Origin of the sequence: Dendrosporobacter quercicolus, assembly GCF_900104455.1 — a bacterium.
In the GTDB taxonomy this organism is placed as follows: Bacteria; Bacillota; Negativicutes; order DSM-1736; family Dendrosporobacteraceae; genus Dendrosporobacter; species Dendrosporobacter quercicolus.
In genome coordinates this window covers 47,791-65,992 of record NZ_FNHB01000002.1, presented here as the reverse complement: position 1 = coordinate 65,992, position 18,202 = coordinate 47,791, and the positions used below count along the sequence as shown (strand labels likewise).

Annotated in this window: 10 protein-coding genes; all 10 read right to left on the bottom strand. The window is 51.6% G+C overall.

Annotated features, from left to right (window positions below; translation table 11 throughout):
- Positions 1-77: 77 nt before the first annotated feature.
- The gene (locus tag BLR06_RS06355) at positions 78-3,533 is read right to left on the bottom strand and encodes a bifunctional glycogen debranching protein GlgX/4-alpha-glucanotransferase (protein ID WP_092070101.1); all 3,456 of its coding nucleotides are present in this window, start codon (positions 3,531-3,533) and stop codon (positions 78-80) included.
- A gap of 51 nt (positions 3,534-3,584) precedes the next feature.
- Positions 3,585-5,030, bottom strand: a complete 1,446-nt coding sequence (gene glgA, locus BLR06_RS06350; protein ID WP_092070098.1) for a glycogen synthase GlgA — start codon at positions 5,028-5,030, stop codon at positions 3,585-3,587.
- A gap of 2 nt (positions 5,031-5,032) precedes the next feature.
- Entirely contained in the window at positions 5,033-6,142 is a 1,110-nt protein-coding gene (glgD, locus tag BLR06_RS06345) for a glucose-1-phosphate adenylyltransferase subunit GlgD (RefSeq protein WP_092070095.1), read from the bottom strand.
- Between the two features lie 4 nt (positions 6,143-6,146).
- Positions 6,147-7,322: a glucose-1-phosphate adenylyltransferase gene (locus tag BLR06_RS06340; RefSeq protein ID WP_092070092.1), complete on the bottom strand. Its 1,176-nt coding sequence runs from the start codon at positions 7,320-7,322 to the stop codon at positions 6,147-6,149.
- A 14-nt stretch (positions 7,323-7,336) separates the two neighbouring features.
- Positions 7,337-9,271 (bottom strand): 1,4-alpha-glucan branching protein GlgB, encoded by a 1,935-nt coding sequence (gene glgB / locus BLR06_RS06335; RefSeq protein ID WP_092070090.1) that lies wholly within the window; start codon positions 9,269-9,271, stop codon positions 7,337-7,339.
- Between the two features lie 39 nt (positions 9,272-9,310).
- On the bottom strand, positions 9,311-11,743 hold the full coding sequence (locus BLR06_RS06330; RefSeq protein ID WP_092070087.1) for a glycogen/starch/alpha-glucan phosphorylase: 2,433 nt from the start codon (positions 11,741-11,743) through the stop codon (positions 9,311-9,313).
- A 281-nt stretch (positions 11,744-12,024) separates the two neighbouring features.
- Positions 12,025-13,437 carry an amino acid permease gene (locus tag BLR06_RS06325; RefSeq protein ID WP_092070084.1) on the bottom strand — a complete coding sequence of 471 codons (1,413 nt, stop codon included), beginning with the start codon at positions 13,435-13,437 and terminating at the stop codon, positions 12,025-12,027.
- Between the two features lie 126 nt (positions 13,438-13,563).
- On the bottom strand, positions 13,564-14,943 hold the full coding sequence (locus BLR06_RS06320; RefSeq protein WP_092070081.1) for a tyrosine phenol-lyase: 1,380 nt from the start codon (positions 14,941-14,943) through the stop codon (positions 13,564-13,566).
- Between the two features lie 199 nt (positions 14,944-15,142).
- Complete coding sequence (locus tag BLR06_RS06315) at positions 15,143-16,693, bottom strand: sigma 54-interacting transcriptional regulator (RefSeq protein ID WP_092070078.1); 1,551 nt, start codon at positions 16,691-16,693, stop codon at positions 15,143-15,145.
- 202 nt (positions 16,694-16,895) lie between these two features.
- The gene (gene thiC, locus BLR06_RS06310; RefSeq protein ID WP_092071114.1) at positions 16,896-18,197 is read right to left on the bottom strand and encodes a phosphomethylpyrimidine synthase ThiC; all 1,302 of its coding nucleotides are present in this window, start codon (positions 18,195-18,197) and stop codon (positions 16,896-16,898) included.
- Positions 18,198-18,202: the final 5 nt, after the last annotated feature.

Genomic DNA, 18,202 nt, shown 5'->3' with positions numbered 1-18,202 from the left:
ACGTTTTGCGACAGGCCCTTTAGCTTGCACTTAAAACGCAGACGTCAAGTAAGCTTGTGGCTAAAACCAGCAGCGGATTATCTTTTGTGCCGCCCGGCTAAAGCAGCCAGGCGGGCAGCCAGCCCGGGCGTTAAATATTCCTTGCGGCAGCGCCATTGCCAGTTGCCGCCAACCGTTCCCGGTATATTCATGCGGGCGTCACTGTCCAGGCACAGCGCATCCTGCAGCGGGATAATTACCGTGTTGGCGTTGCTGGCATAAGCGAAATCAATCATATTCCAGCAAATTTCTTCCGGGCCGGTGTTTTCTAAATGCAGCATTTGATTGATACACGCAGCGTAATCGGCATCCGCGCCGACCTCCGTTTTATACCAGCCCAAAGTCGTATCATTATCGTGCGTGCCGGTATAGACAACACTGTTTTTTTCACAAATAAACGGCGCACAGCACCCGCTCTCATCACAGACAAGCGCAAAATGCAGCACTTTCATTCCCGGATAATGAAACTCATTTTTCAAATCTTCCACTTCCGGCGTAATTAGGCCCAAATCTTCAGCAATAATCGGCAGCTTGCCCAATTGCTGCTCCAGGCTGGCAAAAAAATTGCTGCCCGGCCCTTTGACCCAGCGGCCGTTCACCGCCGTTTGTTCACCAGCCGGGATTTCCCAGTAAGCTTCAAAACCCCGGAAGTGATCCACGCGAATAATGTCAACAAGCTGCAGCAGCACCGTAAAGCGGTCCCGCCACCAACGGTAGTTTTCTCTGGCCATTTCCGGCCAATGGTACTGGGGATTGCCCCACAGCTGGCCGGTCTCGCTGAAATAGTCCGGCGGCACACCGGCGACCATTTGCGGCAGGCCGGTTCGATCCAGCTGGAATAAGTGCTGGTTTGCCCATACGTCGGCACTGTCATGGGCGACAAAGATCGGCATATCGCCAATGATTTGTATGCCCCATTGGTTGGCATAGCGTTTTAACGCCAGCCACTGTTTAAAGAAAACATATTGAATAAACAGCTGATAAGCTATTTCCTCCTGCAATAATTGCCGGTATTCCATCAAGGCCTCCGGCCGCCTGGCGGCAATTTCCGCCGGCCACTCTGTCCAGGGCAGCCCCCCCAGCTGCTGTTTGATGGCCATAAACAAGGCGTAATCATCCAGCCAGCTGGCTTGACCGGCAGCGAAATCCCGGTAATCACCGGGTATGCTTTGCTGTTTGAAGTTAGCGAAAGCGCGGCGCAGGCACTGTTCTTTAAACGCAGCTACAGCCGCAAACTCCACCTTATCCTCAGCAAAAACCTGCGGCGTCTTAACATCAGCCGCACTCAATAAGCCTTCGGCCACAAGCTTGCCCAGCGAAATTAATAAATGATTGCCGGCAAACGCCGACAGCCCCTGATAGGGTGACTCCCCATACCCTACAGGATTTAGCGGCAGTACCTGCCACAGCTTTTGTTTACTTTTATATAAAAAATTAACAAATTCGTAAGCCTCTTTACCCATGTCGCCGATACCATATTTGGAAGGCAGGGAGGTTGGGTGGCACAACAGACCGCACTGCCGGGGCAGCGTACTTTGTTCCACCTGCAACAACAGCTTAGCCTCCAGTGGCGCCAGCTCGACGGCAAGGCTGCCCTGCCGTACGGTGATCTCCCGGCCGCTGAGCAAGTCCCGCAGCAGGCCCCGGCATACCCCGCGGACATTCAGGATTAGCTCCGCTCCCACCTCTTTATTGCGGTTGATAAGGATCAGGGCCGTATTGTCTGCGCGTTCCTCCCCAAAGCAGTCCCGGCCATTGATAATCTGCCGGACATACCCGTAAATATCGCCTTCAGCATATAACGGCAGCCATTCGCCGGTCTTAAATACCGGATAACGGTGGCGCAGCGCAATTAAGCGCTGATGCCACTCCAGCAGTTCCCGGTCTTCCCCGCCCCACGGATAAGTACGGCGGTTGAACGGATCTTTGTAACCTTCCAGCCCGGCCTCGTCGCCGTAATATACGCAGGGAACCCCGGGGAAAGTCATTTGCCAGACCACCAGCAATTTCAGTCTTTTCACCGCCAGAATGCGCTGCGCCTCAGTCAGCCGGCTCCTGGCCTGTTGAGTGATGGACAGGCTCTCGGAGGCGGGCGCTTCACCCAGCAAAGTAAGCACCCGCTCAACATCATGGCTGCCCAAAAGGTTCATCAGGGCATAAAAGTGCTGCCGGGGATAGTTTTCGTAAAGGCTCATCAGCAACCGCTGCGTCATCCGGGCATCCGTCCTGCCCAGCATGAAATCAAGCAGGATCTGCCGGAAAGGATAATTCATTACCGAATCCAGCTCATCGCCGCATAAATATTTTCTCAGTACCCCATAGCTCACTTTATGGGAAGCGTCTTCCCATACCTCGCCGATAAGCACTGCATCCGGATCAGCCGCCTTCATGGCTTTAGCGAAACCCTGGACAAACTTCTCCGGCAGTTCGTCAACAACATCCAGCCGCCAGCCTTTGATGCCCCGCTTCAGCCAGTAGTGCAATACGCTATTTTCATCATTGATGATAAAGTCGGTATAGGACGGCTCATTCTCCTCGACGTTCGGTAAAGTATCAATGCCCCACCAGCTTTCATATTTATCCGGAAACTCGGTAAACCGGTACCAGGGATAAAACGGCGATTGGACCGACTGATATGCGCCCGGGCCGGGGTAATTGCCATACTTGTTAAAGTAGCGGCTGTCACTGCCGGTATGGCTGAATACGCCATCCAAAAGGACGGCGATTCCCAGTTTCCCGGCACTGGCGCAAAGCTCGGCAAACAATTCATTATCGCCAAGCAGGGGATCAATTTTATGATAATCACCGGTATCGTAGCGGTGATTGCTGGCTGCTTCAAATACCGGATTGAGATAAATAACGTTGATTCCCAGTTCCGCTAAATACGGAAGCTTAGCTATAATTCCGGCTAAGTTGCCGCCGAAAAAGTCATACGCAACAATTTCCTTGGTATCGACATCCCGGATATAATAAGGCGTATTACTCCAGTGGGAGTGGACCACACTTTCCTTTTTCAAGGCCGGCGGCTGCTGGCCGGTCAGGCCGTTGCAAAACCGGTCGGGAAAAATTTGATACATCACCGCCTCTTTAAACCAGGCCGGCGTAACCGTGCCCTGCCTGTAAACGGTAATTTGAAACGAAGGCGGCGGATAATGATAGATTTCTCCCGCCCCGCCCAGCTGAGCGCGATTGTTGCCATAATAGAAAGTTTGACCGCCAACGACGACAATAAAGTAATACCACAGGATTCCGCCTGACCGGGGTGCGGTAATTTTCGTCTGATATACTGTATTCGGCAGACCGGCTGACGCCGGTCTCATCACGACTTTCTGCTCCCCTGCATCATCTTCCCATAGCCTTAGTGTGACCGATTCCGGACGGCCGGGGGCCAATACCTGCAGTTTAAGCCTGATTTGACTGTCACAGCAAACCGCGCCAAACGGACTGCGAAAATCCAGTGAATGGGAATTGTGAAACAACCAGCTTTGATTCATTGCGCACCTCCCTGGCATTCAGCCCCTAGTACCGTGATTAGAATGCGAGCCCTAGCCCCCGTTACTGCGCAGCCGGCGGTAAATGGAATGATACTGCTGAGCCGACTGCCGCCAGCTGTAATCTGTCTGCATGGCGTTTTGAACAATTTTCATCCAAACCGGTTTGTCATAATATAGGCCTAAAGCCTTTTTCACGGTAAACAGCAAGTCATGCGCGTTATAATTGGTAAAGGAAAAGCCGTTGCCAAGCCCGGTATACTTGTTGTAAGGCTGAACAGTGTCCTTAAGCCCGCCGGTTTCCCGGACGACTGGCAGCGCACCGTAGCGCAGAGCAATGAGCTGGCCGATACCGCATGGTTCATATTGCGACGGCATCAGAAAAATATCGGCTGCGGCGTATAATTGATGCGCCAGCGCTTCGCTAAAATGAATATTGGCCGAAACCTTGTGAGGATATTTCCAGGCCGCCTGTTGAAACATGCTTTCATAGCGGGCTTCTCCGGTACCCAGCACCACCAGTTGAATATCCTCGCCGGTGATTAGTTCGTCTAAAATGTGGGCAATGAGATCAAGCCCTTTAGGCGCCACCAACCGCGAAATAATGGCCAGCAGCGGCGTCCCGCGCTTTACCGGCAGTCCAAGCTGCTCCTGCAGCTTTACCTTATTTTCATATTTTTGGTTCACTGAACCGGCGTCATACCTGGCCGCAAGATGGCTGTCCGTGGCCGGATTGTACACATCATAATCAATGCCGTTAACAATGCCCACAAGATCGGCCCGGCGCTTACGGAGCAGTCCTTCCAGCTTTTCGCCGAAATATTCATACTGTACTTCCTCAGCATAAGTCTTGCTGACTGTTGTAATCACGTCCGAAAACACAATACCGCCCTTCATAAAGCTGACCTGATCGTAAAACTCCAGGCAGTCCGTGTTAAAATATTCCCAGTCCAGGCCTAATAAATCCGGCAGTATTTCTTTGGCGAAGACCCCCTGGTAACGCAGATTATGAATGGTGAAGATGGTGCGGACATGTTGATATTGAGGGTCATGCCGGTAGTGGGCATTTAACAATACGCTGACCATTCCGGTATGCCAGTCGTTGCAATGGATGACATCGGGTATAAAATCCAGGTGGGGCAATACCTCCAGCACCGCCCGGCAAAAATAGGCGAACCGTTCAGCGTCGTCATAGTAACCATACAGCCCGGAACGTTTAAAATAAGCTTCATTGTCAATGAAATAAATCGGGACGCCCTCATGCTCCAGTGCCTCAACTCCGCAGTACTGCTGACGCCAGCCCACCGTCACAGTTGTTCTGTGCTTCAGCGTCAGCTGCTCCCTGTACTGGGCGGGTATGCTGCTGTACTTGGGCATAATTACCCTGACATCAGCCCCTTGATTTCTTAGTTGCTTGGGCAGTGAACCGGCAACATCGGCCAATCCCCCGGTCTTCGCAAAGGGAACGGCTTCGGCGGCAACAAACAGTACCTTAACCATCTTTAGATCACCATACCTTTCTTTATTATCATGGGATAATTCGGCGCTCCGCTTAAACTGCGCCCGGCCATCACCTGTACATCCTTGTCGCAAATCACATTATTCAACACTGAGCCTGCCCCAATTTGGCCTTTCTGCATAATCACACAGTTTTGGAGCTTTACGCCTGACGCGACCTTAACTCCCCGGAATAAAATACTATTTTCGACCGTTCCTTCTATATAGCATCCATTGGCCACCAGGGAGTTGACTACCCTTGCGCCCGCCTTATATTTAGCCGGCGGTTCGTCTTTAATCTTGGTATATATTAAGCCTGGCTGAAAAAACAGTTCCTTCCATACCTCAGGCTTTAATAAATCCATGCTGCACGTAAAATAGCTTTGTACCGAATTGATCATCGCCTTGTAACCATAATGCCGGTAACCGCAAATCTTCAGGCTGGTTAAATTTTTAATCAGGCAATGTTTAAGGAAATCATACTTGCCGCGCGCCGCTCCATTCTCAATTAGATCAACCAGCAACTGCCGTTCCAGGATATATATCCCGGTTGCCAGCTGACCTGCCTGCCAGCGGCTGCTTATTCGCATATCAGTAATCCTGCTGTTATTATCGAGCGTCAGCAGCGTTCGGTATCCGTCACCGAAGTTTTCATCCTGTTCACAATATACTGCCGTAATATCGGCCCGGCTGGCTTGATGAGCCGCCAGCACCGCTTTCAAATCGATATTGCAGACCATACCGGTTTCAGCCAATACGGTATATTTATGATTGCTGCGCAAAATATAATCCAAATTTGTCTTAAAATTGTCAATATCGCCTAGCTGCCGATCGCCGGGCTGATTGGCATAAGCCGGCGGCAGGATAGTCAGCCCATCGCGCTTGCGGGCCAAATCCCACTCTTTGCCTGAGCGCAGATGATCCATGAGCGACCGGTATTTGTGCTGTACCAAAATACCAATACCGCCAATACCGGCATTGACCATATTGGACAAGGTAAAATCAATCAGCCGGTACCGGCCGGCAAAGGGCACAGCCGCCAGCGGACGGTTCTGGGTCAGGTCAAGCAGTGGCTCCTGGACAGCGTATAAATTAATCAATCCAATGGCATCCATAAGCTTATGACCCCTTTCCGCATAACCGTTGAGGCGGGGAAACCGCACTTTGCTCTCCGGCTACGACGGCAATGCCTTGCCGCCCGTCTCCCATACTGCCGGTAATCCGGCTGTCCGCCTTAATGATTGCATTGGAACCGATAATGGCTTTATCGATGATCACGCCGCCTTCAATCCGCGCATTAGGCATGACCACCGAATTGGCAACCCTGCTTCCTGTTCCTATGTATACGCCGGGAAACACCACCGAATGCTCAACTTCACCAAAAATTTGGCAACCCTCGCTGATCACTGAATTTTGCACCTGAGCCGTAGCTGCCAGGTAATGTGGCGGCTGAACAGGATTAACCGAATAAATGCGCCAGCTGGCATCATATAAATCCAGCCCCGGCGGCTCGGTTAACAAATCCATATTGGCCTCCCAAAAGCTTTCAATTGTCCCAACATCTTTCCAGTAACCGCTGAAAGGGTACGCCAGCAGGGTTTGGCCTTCATTCAGCATACCAGGAATAATATCTTTGCCAAAATCGTGACTGGAGGTACAGTCATAACCATCGGCGATCAGGTATTGCCGCAATACCGGCCAGTTGAAAACATAAATACCCATTGACGCCAGATTGCTCTTAGGCTGGCTGGGCTTCTCGGCAAAATCGGTAATGCGGTTGTCGCCATCGGTATTCATAATTCCAAACCGGCCTGCCTCCTCCCAGGGTACGGCAATTACGGCAATGGTGGCATCAGCCTGCCGCGCCTTATGGTACTCCAGCATCAAAGAGTAATCCATCTTATAAATATGATCCCCGGACAACATTAGCACCTGTTCCGGATCGAACAAATCAATAAAATTAATATTTTGGAAAATGGCGTCAGCAGTGCCTTTGTACCACTCCCCCCCATGCTCATGCACATAAGGAGGCAATACATACACCCCTCCGTCATTGCGATCAAGGTCCCAGGCGCTGCCGATGCCAATATAACTATTTAAAGCCAGCGGTTTATATTGAGTAAGCACGCCTACCGTATCAATGCCTGAATTGTGACAATTGCTTAAAGCGAAATCGATAATCCGGTACTTCCCGCCAAACGGAACGGCAGGTTTGGCTACATCCTTGGTCAACAGTCCCAGCCGGCTGCCCTGGCCGCCGGCCAGCAGCATAGCTATACATTCCTTTTTCCGCATATTTATCCCCTTTTTTACAATTTATCCTGGTGTTTCTCGCCAATGAATCCTGTATCGTCCATCGCGACCGGCTGTAAACAAATGACGGCAAGCGGCGGTATGATAATCCTTAACGAATATTGCTGCTGATGCCAGGCGATTTTTTCCGGCGTTAACAACGCCCGGTTGCTCTGGCCTGAGCCGCCAAATTCCTCATCATCGCTGTTAAACACCTCGCGATAACCGCAGCTGTCAGGAATACCAATCCGGTATCCTTGATGCAGCTGAGGGGTGAAATTACAAATGACAATCAGGTAATCGTCGCTCCGGCGGCCTTGACGGATAAAAGCAATGATGCTTTGCTTATCGTCCTGGCAATCAATCCAGCGAAATCCCTGCCAGTCGCAGTCGATTTCCCATAAAGCAGGCTGCCGGCGGTAAAAGTCGTTCAAGACCTTCACATAACCATGCAGTTTCCGATGCATCGGATATTCCAGCAGATGCCAGTCTAAGCTGTCATCATATTTCCATTCAATAAATTGGCCGAATTCACCGCCCATAAATAATAGCTTTTTGCCCGGATGCGCCAGCCAATAAGCGTAAAACGCCCGTAAATTGGCAAATTTCTGCCAATAATCACCCGGCATTTTGTCCAGCAAAGACCGTTTGCCATGCACGACTTCGTCATGAGACAAGGGCAGGATAAAGTTTTCCGAAAATGCATACATAAACGAAAATGTAAGCAGATTGTGCCGCCACTTGCGGTGAAGAGGGTCGGTCTCCATATAGCGCAGCATATCATTCATCCAGCCCATGTTCCACTTAAAATTAAAGCCCAGGCCGCCCAAATACGTAGGTTTCGATACCAGCGGCCAGGAAGTAGACTCCTCAGCAATCATCAAAGCCGACGGATAATTGGCAAAAACCGCTTCGTTCAGCTTTCGCAATAATTCCATGCCCGCCAGATTGCCGTTGCCGCCGTACTCATTAGGCCGCCATTCACCTGGATTACGGCAATAATCAAGATACAGAATATTGGCGACGGCATCCACCCTCAGACCATCAATATGAAAGACGTCAAACCAGAACAAGGCATTGGAAATCAGAAAACTTCTGACTTCCGGCCGGCCATAATCAAAATTTGTCGTACCCCAGCCCGCATTCTCAGCTTTCAGCGGATCAGCGGATTCAAATAACGCGCTGCCGTCAAATTGCCTTAGTCCATGATCATCTTTGCAAAAATGCCCGGGAACCCAGTCCAGTATTACACCAAGCCCCCGTTGATGACAACGGTTGATAAAATACATGAAATCCTGCGGTGTGCCATAACGGCTGGTTACGGCAAAAAAACCGGTAGCCTGATAACCCCAAGAGCCATCAAACGGATGCTCGACAACCGGCATAAGCTCAATATGGGTAAAGCCCATACCGGCCGCATATTCAACCAGCTGATCGGCCAGTTCCCGATAGCTTAGCGGCTGCCTCTCAGCATTGAAACGCCAGGACCCCGGATGGACTTCATAAATTAGCACTGGCTGTGCATAAGCCTGCTGCTCCCGGCGGGCCAGCCAGGCCCCGTCCTGCCAGGCAAAACCGCTGAGTTCATATACCTGTGAAGCTGTGGCCGGCCGCAGTTCCGCAGCAAAAGCATAAGGATCGCACTTTAGCAGCCGGGCTCCGGCAGCGGTAATAATTTCATACTTGTAGTTGGCGCCCACGGTTAAACCGCTGATAAACAGCTGCCAGACACCGGAGAATCCGCTCCGCTGCATCGCATGAGCATCGCCCTGCCAGCCGTTGAAATCGCCCACTACCCGGACGGCTTGCGCCTGGGGAGCCCAGACGGCAAACCGGACGCCTTTCTTCCCCTGATGGACAATAAGGTGCGCTCCCAGCATTTGATAACTGCGGAAATGAGTTCCTTCATGAAATAAATACAAGTCGTGCTCGCTAAGTAGTACATCGGCCACAATTGCCACCTCCGGAATGATGTTGGTGCAACTTGTCTGCTAACCGGGGATAATGACCGGCCGGATTTTCCAGATGTCGTCGGCATATTCCCGAATGCTGCGGTCGCTTGAGAAAATTCCGGCTTTGGCGATATTATGAATGCTTGAGCCCAGCCAGCCGGCCTGATCCCGGAAGGCGTTGTCCAGCAACGTCTGCGCATCGACATACGCGGAGAAATCTTTCAGTACAAAATATTCATCATTATTATATAGTAAAGAATCATAAAGTGACCGGAATTCCTCCTGCGCCCCCCGAACGCTGCCGTTAATCAGCTGATTAAGAATTGTTTTGAGCCGCTCGTCTTTATTATAGACATCCCACACCGAATAACCGCCCTGCCGGTAAAAGGTCATTACTTCCTCGGCCGTAAGGCCAAAAATAAAAATATTTTCAGCGCCGACGGCATTTTTAATCTCCACATTGGCGCCATCCAGCGTGCCAATGGTAAGCGCTCCGTTCATCATAAACTTCATATTTCCGGTACCGGAAGCTTCCTTGCTGGCAGTGGAAATCTGTTCACTGACATCCGCCGCCGGAAAAACCAGTTCACCCAGCGACACACTGTAATTTTCCAGAAAAACCACTTTGATTTTTTCTCTGATGACCGGATCGCGATTGATTTGCTCTGCCAGCATGTTGATTAACTTAATCACTTGTTTGGCGATATAGTAGCCAGGTGCGGCTTTACCGGCAAAAATGAATGTTCGCGGCACAATATCGCAGGCCGGGTCTTGCCTCAGCCGGTTGTACAAGTCCATGATATGAAATATATTAAGCAATTGGCGCTTATATGCATGAATCCGCTTGATTTGCACATCAAAAATAGCGCAGGGATCAATCGTCAGCCCATATTTGTTTTTAATATAGCTCGCCAATAGCGCCTTATTGTGTTGTTTTACCGCCGCGATTTGTTGTTTAAACGCCGGGTCATCGCGGTATTGCAATACATTGATCAGATCGCCGGGATGTTTGATCCAGCATTCGCCGATTGTGTCATTGAGCAGCCTGGCCAGCCCGGGGTTGGCTTTAATAAGCCAGCGCCGGTGAGTTATCCCATTGGTTTTATTGTTAAACTTGCCGGGATGCAATTGATAAAAAGGCTGTAGCAGATGCTTCTTCAAAATCTCGGTATGAATTGCTGCAACGCCGTTTACGCTGTGGCTGCCCACAACCGCCAGATGGGCCATATTTATATTGCCCCCGGCGATAATCGCTATACCGGCAAGCTGTTCCTGCCGGCAGAAGCATTTGGTCAAAACCTCGTTGCAATAACGCTTGTTGATTTCCTCGACAATCAGATAAATTCTTGGCAGCTGCGCCTTGAACATGACTTCCGGCCATTTCTCCAAGGCCTCCGGCATAATGGTATGATTGGTGTAGGATACCGTCCTGGTAGTAATATCCCAGGCCGCATCCCAGCTCAGCCCCTCCTCATCCAGCAGTATCCGCATCAGTTCAGGAATAGCCACCGCCGGATGGGTGTCGTTAATATGTATCGCTACTTTGTCCGCCAGCTGCCGGATGGGGAGCCCGGTCTTCTTAAACCGGCGGATAATGCTTTGCACGCCTGCCGAAACGAAAAAATATTGCTGGCGCAGCCGGAGCGACCGGCCTTCATCATAGTTGTCGTCAGGATAGAGGATCATGGAAACGCGTTCAACCCAATGCTTATATTCGACCGCTTTAAGATACTCCCCGCGATTAAAGCAGGCCAGATCAAATTCGGCCTGAATGGGTTCAGCATTCCACAGGCGCAGGGTATTGACGGTATTGTTGCCATAACCAATAATGGGTACGTCATAGGGCACAGCCCGTACAGCCTCAAACCCGGAATGTTCAAACGTCAGCCGTCCGTTGATCCGGCGCATTTGAACAGTGCCGCCAAATTTCACCGTAACCGCCTTATCAGCCTTCCGGTATTCCCAGATATAGCCGTCTTTCAGCCAGTTATCAGGCAGCTCCACCTGCTGCTGATCAACAATCCGCTGTTCAAACAAGCCATACTTATACCTGATGCCTGTTCCATGCCCCGGCAGGCCCAGCGCCGCCATTGAGTCCAGAAAGCAAGCCGCCAGGCGTCCTAAGCCGCCATTGCCCAGTCCGGCGTCAGGCTCCTGCTGTTCAAGTCCGGCCAGGTCGATGCCCAGCTCGGCCAGTGCCGTCTGACAAGTATCCAGTAAGCCGGTATTGATCAGATTGGTATTTAGAATTCGCCCCAGCAGGAATTCCATGGAAAAATAGTATACCTGTTTCTCACTGGTTTCCGTGTAAACTTTATTGGTTTTAATCCACCGCGCGCTAATATAATCCCGAATCACTTCGCCCAGGGCACTGTACAGATCGCCGGCGGCAGCTTCGTCCAGACTCTTGCCATGCCTGGACTGAAGTTTTTGAATAAACGCTTCCTTAAACCGTTTCTTATCTTTTAAAATAAGACTGCACCTGCCCTTCTCAACATCTGGCTTACAATTGATCTTATAGGGCCAATTCTGCTTGCTGGCGCAAAAACCTGCTAAAACCAGGCAAAATATTTAAAATTCTGATAAAGCTGGGCACACCAGACCGCCGAAGAGCCGGAAAAATGGTGCAAACCACCGGCTGCGGTAAATCTTCCCACTGCATAACAAAAGCAGGCAGCAGGGCTGACTCTTATCCGCCGGTCAGCCTTGTTGCCTGCCACAGTCCGCCAATGCTTTAAGCTGTGACTCCGCCGTTATGTCGGAGGACCGGACTGACCGTCACCGCCCTTAAGCTGATTAAGCGCACTATGAGAACGCCCGTAGCAAAAATAGACAGCAGTGCCGATCAATGTCCAGACGACAAACCTGAGCCAGGTGCCTAAAGCTAAATTATACATAATATACAGACAGAAGATCATTGCCGCCACGGCCACAAAATGAAGCGAGGGGCAGCGAAACGGGCGGACGGCGTCAGGTTTGGTTTTCCGCAGTACCATCACCCCGGCCATGGCGATAATAAACGCAAACAACGTACCGGCGCTGCACATTTCCGCCACAATATGAATCGGAGTAAAACCGGAAATAAAAGCTACGCCTAAGCCGACAATCACCGTAATAATATGGGGAGTGCCATATTGGGCATGTACTTTGCAAATTCTGTCCGGCAGCAGCCCATCCCGGGACATGGCAAAAAAAGCGCGGGTTTGGGCATACATCATGACCAGCAGGACGGTGGAAAGACCGCAAACAGCGCCGGTCCCGACCAGAGCCGAACCAAAATTATAGCCGATGCGGCGCAGAACATAGGTAACCGGTTCGGCGGTATTGAGCTGATGGTAAGGGACGACCCCGGTCATAATTGCGGAAACGGCAATATATAAAATTGTGCATACCGCCAGTGACCCGATAATCCCAATAGGCATATCACGGCTGGGATCACGCGTTTCTTCCGCCGAGGTGGCAATAGAATCAACGCCCAGATAGGCAAAAAAGATTACTGCGGCGCCGGCCGAAACACCGGCCCAGCCAAACGGCAGAAACGGCTCCCAGTTGGCGGCGTTAATTTGGGGGCCGGCCAGCAAAATAAAGATGAAGATAGCACCAAGTTTAATGGCCACAAGAATGCGGTTGACATTGGCGCTTTCCCGCACCCCGCGCACCAGCAGGCAGGTCAGAAACAGCGTAATCAGGACTGCCGGCAGGTTAACAAGCCCGCCGTCCGCCGGCACTGATGTCAGGGCTTTTGGCAGTTCAACGCCGGCGCTTCTTAAGAGGCCGGCCATATAGGCCGACCAGCCTCCGGCCACAGCGCTGGCCCCAACCGAGTATTCCAGAATAAGATTCCAGCCGACAAGCCAGGCGATAAATTCGCCCAGCGAAGTATAGGTATAGGTGTAGGCGCTGCCGGCGATCGGCACCATTGCCGCAAGCTCGGAATAAGCCAGACAAACGAAAGCGCAGGTAATGCCGGCCAGGACAAAGGACAGCATTAGGCCGGGACCGGCATATTTTGCCGCCGCCACACCTGTCAGTACAAAAATTCCCGTACCGATAATCACGCCAATGCCCAGCAGAATAATATCCATTGCAGTGAGTGATTTACGCAACGGGTGAGTGCTGGCTTCCAATTTAAGCAGTTCAATACTTTTGGTCCGGAAAATACTCATATTCATTCCCCCTGATGAAGTCAGCCGCCCGGCGGCTTGTAGCCTGTAAACCGTTACCGCCCGGATTTCCAGCCTGCCCGCCGAAGCTCGATTGCAGTCTGGTTTTTGCGGGGAAGACCGCTAAGATTACTGCGCAAGCGGGCGGAACCGGGCGGTAAAAAACCGGAGAACCGGAGGCTCATACACCATTTCCAGCCCTTTGATTAAATGCCGCTGCTCGAACAAAGCAATTACCGCTTCCGCAACAACATCCATATGGGCGTAGGTATACACCCGTCGGGGGATGGTCAGGCGGACAAGCTCAAGCTTGGGTAAATAATGCTTGCCGTTTTTATCGCGTCCGGCGGAAACAATACCGCGCTCCATGCTGCGTACACCCGACTCAATATACAGTTGGGCAGCCAGCGTTTGCGCGGGAAACTGCTCCTGCGGAATATGCGGCAGAAACTGCCTGGCATCCAGGAAAACAGCATGCCCGCCAACCGGTTCGACAATCGGCACACCGGCTTTGGCCAGTTCCCCCCCCAAATACCGGACTTGCTCAATACGGTGCTGAATATAATAATAATCAACAGACTCATAAATGCCCCGCGCCATGGCTTCCATATCGCGGCCGGCCAGCCCCCCGTAGCTGGGCATTCCTTCAAACAGTACCACCAACTGCGTGGCCTTCTGATACAACTCAGCGTCATTTAAAGCCAGGAAGCCGCCAATATTAACCAGGCAGTCTTTCTTGCCGCTCATCGTAGCGCCATCGCCATAACTAAACATTTCTTTGAGAATTTCGGCAATTGGCTTGTTCTGATACCCATCTTCCCGCTCCCGGATAAAATAAGCGTTTTCCACGCAGCGGGTAGCGTCAAACATGACCTTAATTCCGTGGTTTCGGGCCATAGCGCTTACTTCCCGCAGATTTTCCATGCTTACCGGCTGACCGCCCGCCAGATTTACCGTTACGGCAACACAGATGTAGGGGATTTTGCCGGCGCCGACCCGGTCAATCAGCTCCTGGAATTTATTCAAATCTACATTGCCCTTAAACGGATGAGCCGCCTGCGGATCATGAGCTTCATCAATAATAACGTCTGCAAAATTGGCGCCGGCCAGCTCCTGATGGGCGCGGGTGGTCGTAAAGTACATGTTGCCGGGCACCCAGTCTCCCGGTTTAATCGCAATACGGGACAGAATGTTTTCCGCCCCCCGTCCCTGGTGAGTTGGAACCACGTAGTTAAAACCGTAAATTTCGCGTACCGCCGTTTCCAGGTGGTGAAAATTCGCACTGCCGGCATAGGCCTCATCCCCCAGCATCATGCCGGCCCATTGATTGTCGCTCATTGCGCTTGTGCCGCTGTCGGTCAGAAGATCAATATATACATCCCGCGAATTGAGTAAAAATGTGTTGTATCCGGCAGCTTCCATAGCGTGCTCCCGCTGACTGCGGCTGGTCATTGTAATGGGCTCTACCACCTTAATTTTAAACGGCTCGGCAATCAGTTTTCTTTCCATAGCAAATTCCTCCTTAGACGCATTGTAATGATTTTGCCAGTGCCCATTCGCGCTTATCATCCGCGCAAACGTGCTGCTTTTCCCTCATTTTTTTTAAACAGCAAAATTCATGCCAATGCGCAAAAGAAGGTTTTAGCAACTGCCTTAACGCTCAGCGGAAACTATAGTTGCCGTAAAAGTTTACAGTGTTGCCGCCAGTTTACGGCTTGTCCGGCCACAAGCCGTATTTTCGCAGTTTTTTCAGCACAGAGGTGTGGGAAATCCCCAATACAGCGCCGGCCCGCCGCGCCGACGGAAAGCGCTCCATGGTCTCCTGCAAAATATCCTGTTCAACTTCCGCCAAACGCTCTTGCAATGTCTGGTAAGTCTCAAACCGGACCTGCGGGCGGACGGCAGCTGGTTTTGGCCGGCCGAGATAAATATGCTCGGCCGTCATTTCCGGGCCATCCACTAAATTGACAGCCCGCTCAATAACATTCTCCAATTCGCGGACATTGCCCGGCCATGCGTATTGCTGCAGTTTGACCATTGCCTCGCGTGAAAAGCTGCGGGCAGGCGTGTTCAGCCTATCGGCGAACCGCCTGAGAAACTGTTCGGCCAACAGCGGAATATCCTCAGTCCGCTCCCGCAGAGGAGGCAGATACAACGGAATAACATTAAGACGGTAATAAAGATCCTCGCGAAATAACCGGAGTCTAACCATGTCCTCCAGTTCGCGGTTAGTTGCAGCTACAATCCGGACATTGACCGGCAATTCCCGTGAACTGCCCAGCCGGCGGACTCTTTTGTCCTGAAGCGCCCGCAGCAGTTTGGCTTGAAGATGGACGGAAATTTCGCCGATTTCATCCAGAAACAAGGTCCCGCCATTGGCCAGTTCAAACAAGCCCGGCTTGCCGCCCTTAGCAGCTCCCGTAAAAGCGCCCTCTTCATAGCCGAACAGCTCGCTTTCCAGCAGGGTGTCAGGAATAGCGGCGCAATTTACCGGCACAAAAATGGCTTTGCTCCGGGGGGACCCACTGTGCAGCGCCCTGGCAAAAAGTTCTTTCCCTGTCCCGGTCTCTCCCCGGATAAGAACCGTCGAATCGCTGGAAGCATAACGCCTGGCCTGCTTCAATACCTTTTCCATGGCCGGGCTGGCAAACGAAATATCGGCAAAAGAAACCGGCCGGCCGGCCGTCACCTTTTGCACCAGCGCCCGTACATCGCGGATGTCGCGAACCATCGCCACTACCCCGGCTGCTTCGGCCTGCTCATTATACAAAGGGCGGGTGCTTACAACGCAATAACTGCCGATACTTTCAATAAACACCTCACAATCGCCAAAAGAACGCCCCTCCCGCAAGGTCCTGTTGATCAACAAACTGTCGGCTAAAGCCTGCGGCAGCGCTTGATCAATTGCTTCGGCCGAAAGCTGTAAAATTCGGGCAGCGGCCGTGTTGCACTGCTTGAGAACTCCCGCGGCATTCACAGCGAGAATTCCGTCGCGAACCGATGCCAAAACGGCTTGCAGCTGCTCAGCCCGCTCTTTATAAGGCATCGCCGGAACCAGAGCCACACGATGGATACCGCGCACCCTGCGAAAAGCCAGGATAAGCTCCTGTGCATCAGCTTCTGAAACTGACTGGCATTCTAAATAGACCGCGCCGTTATCCATTTCAATTGCAATAATGCTGACGCCCCGCTCGACCAAAACACCAGCCAGGTCCCGCACGAGGCCAAGACGATCATCACAAGGCATATGTAATCTCACCGCAGCCACTCCTTAAAAAATAATAGTACCAAATTAAATGAAAAACATACTATGTGAATTTTCTGTCTTTTTTCAAAAAAGCCTGCTAAGCCTGAAAAGAAAATAGTCCCTGTAGCGCAGCCGGTTGCCGGAAAGCAGGGAATACCGCAGGATTTGTCAAAATCCTGCGGTATTCCCCAATTGGGCGGTTGCCGCCAGCCGACTATTTAAGCCGAAGTTCCTCACCATTGAGAATTTTCTTCATATTCCGCATCGGGCACATTTCCCCGCACATCGTACAAGTATCCTCGCTTTCCGGCGCGGAGGTTTCGCGGTAGCGCTTGGCTTTTTCCGGATCCATCGCCAGTTCGATCATCCGGGGGAAATTGACATCGGCGCGGGCGGTGCTCATAGCATTGTCCCAATCCCTCGCCCCGGGAATGCCTTTGGCAATATCAGCGGCATGCGCGGCGATCCGGGCGGCGATAATACCTTCCTTCATATCATCCAGATCAGGCAGACGAAGATGCTCAGCCGGAGTGACATAACAGAGGAAATCAGCCCCGTTGGCGGCGGCAATTGCTCCCCCAATCGCGCTGGTGATATGATCATAGCCAGGCGCCACATCAGTCACAATCGGTCCCAATACATAGAAGGGGGCGCCATGACACAGCCGCTTTTCCAGCATCATGTTGCCGGCTATTTCATGAATCGCCATATGTCCAGGCCCTTCAATCATCACCTGGACATTTTTCTCCCAGGCCAATTTGGTAAGTTCGCCCAGAACCACCAGTTCTTCAATCTGCGCCGCGTCGGTTGAATCATGGATTGACCCGGGCCGGCAGGCATCCCCAAGGCTGATGGTAACATCATAGGCCTGGCAAATATCAAGCAAACGGTCATATTGTTCATAAAATGGATTCTCACAATGATTCAGTTCCATCCAGGCAAAGAGAATTGAGCCGCCCCTGGAAACAATATTCGTCAAACGTTTATTATTTTTGACTTTTGCCGCTGTCGCCCTGTTAATTCCGCAATGTACCGTCATAAAATCCACACCGTCGGCGGCGTGCCGTTCAACAACCTGAAAGAACTCATCTGCGGTAATATCCTTGAGGTCCTTGTCCAGCATGCCAATGGCATCATACATCGGCACTGTACCGATCATCGCCGGTGAGAAATCAATGAGTTTGCGGCGGAAAGCCTGTGTCTTGCCGTAACAGCTCAGATCCATAATGGCCTCAGCCTTAAGTTCAATTGCCCGTTTGGCCTTTTCAAGCTCCAAATCGAGATTACAGCAATCTTTGGACACCCCCAGGTTAACATTGATTTTGGTGCGCAGTCCGGCGCCAACGCCTTCCGGATCAAGGCTCGGATGATTCTTGTTGGCCGGAATGACCACCTTGCCTTCAGCCACCAGCTCGCGCAAGCGCTCGACCGCCATTTTTTCCTTGGCTGCCACCACCTGCATTGCTGTAGTCACAATTCCTTTTTTCGCAGCATCCATCTGCGTTGTATAGCTTATCATTG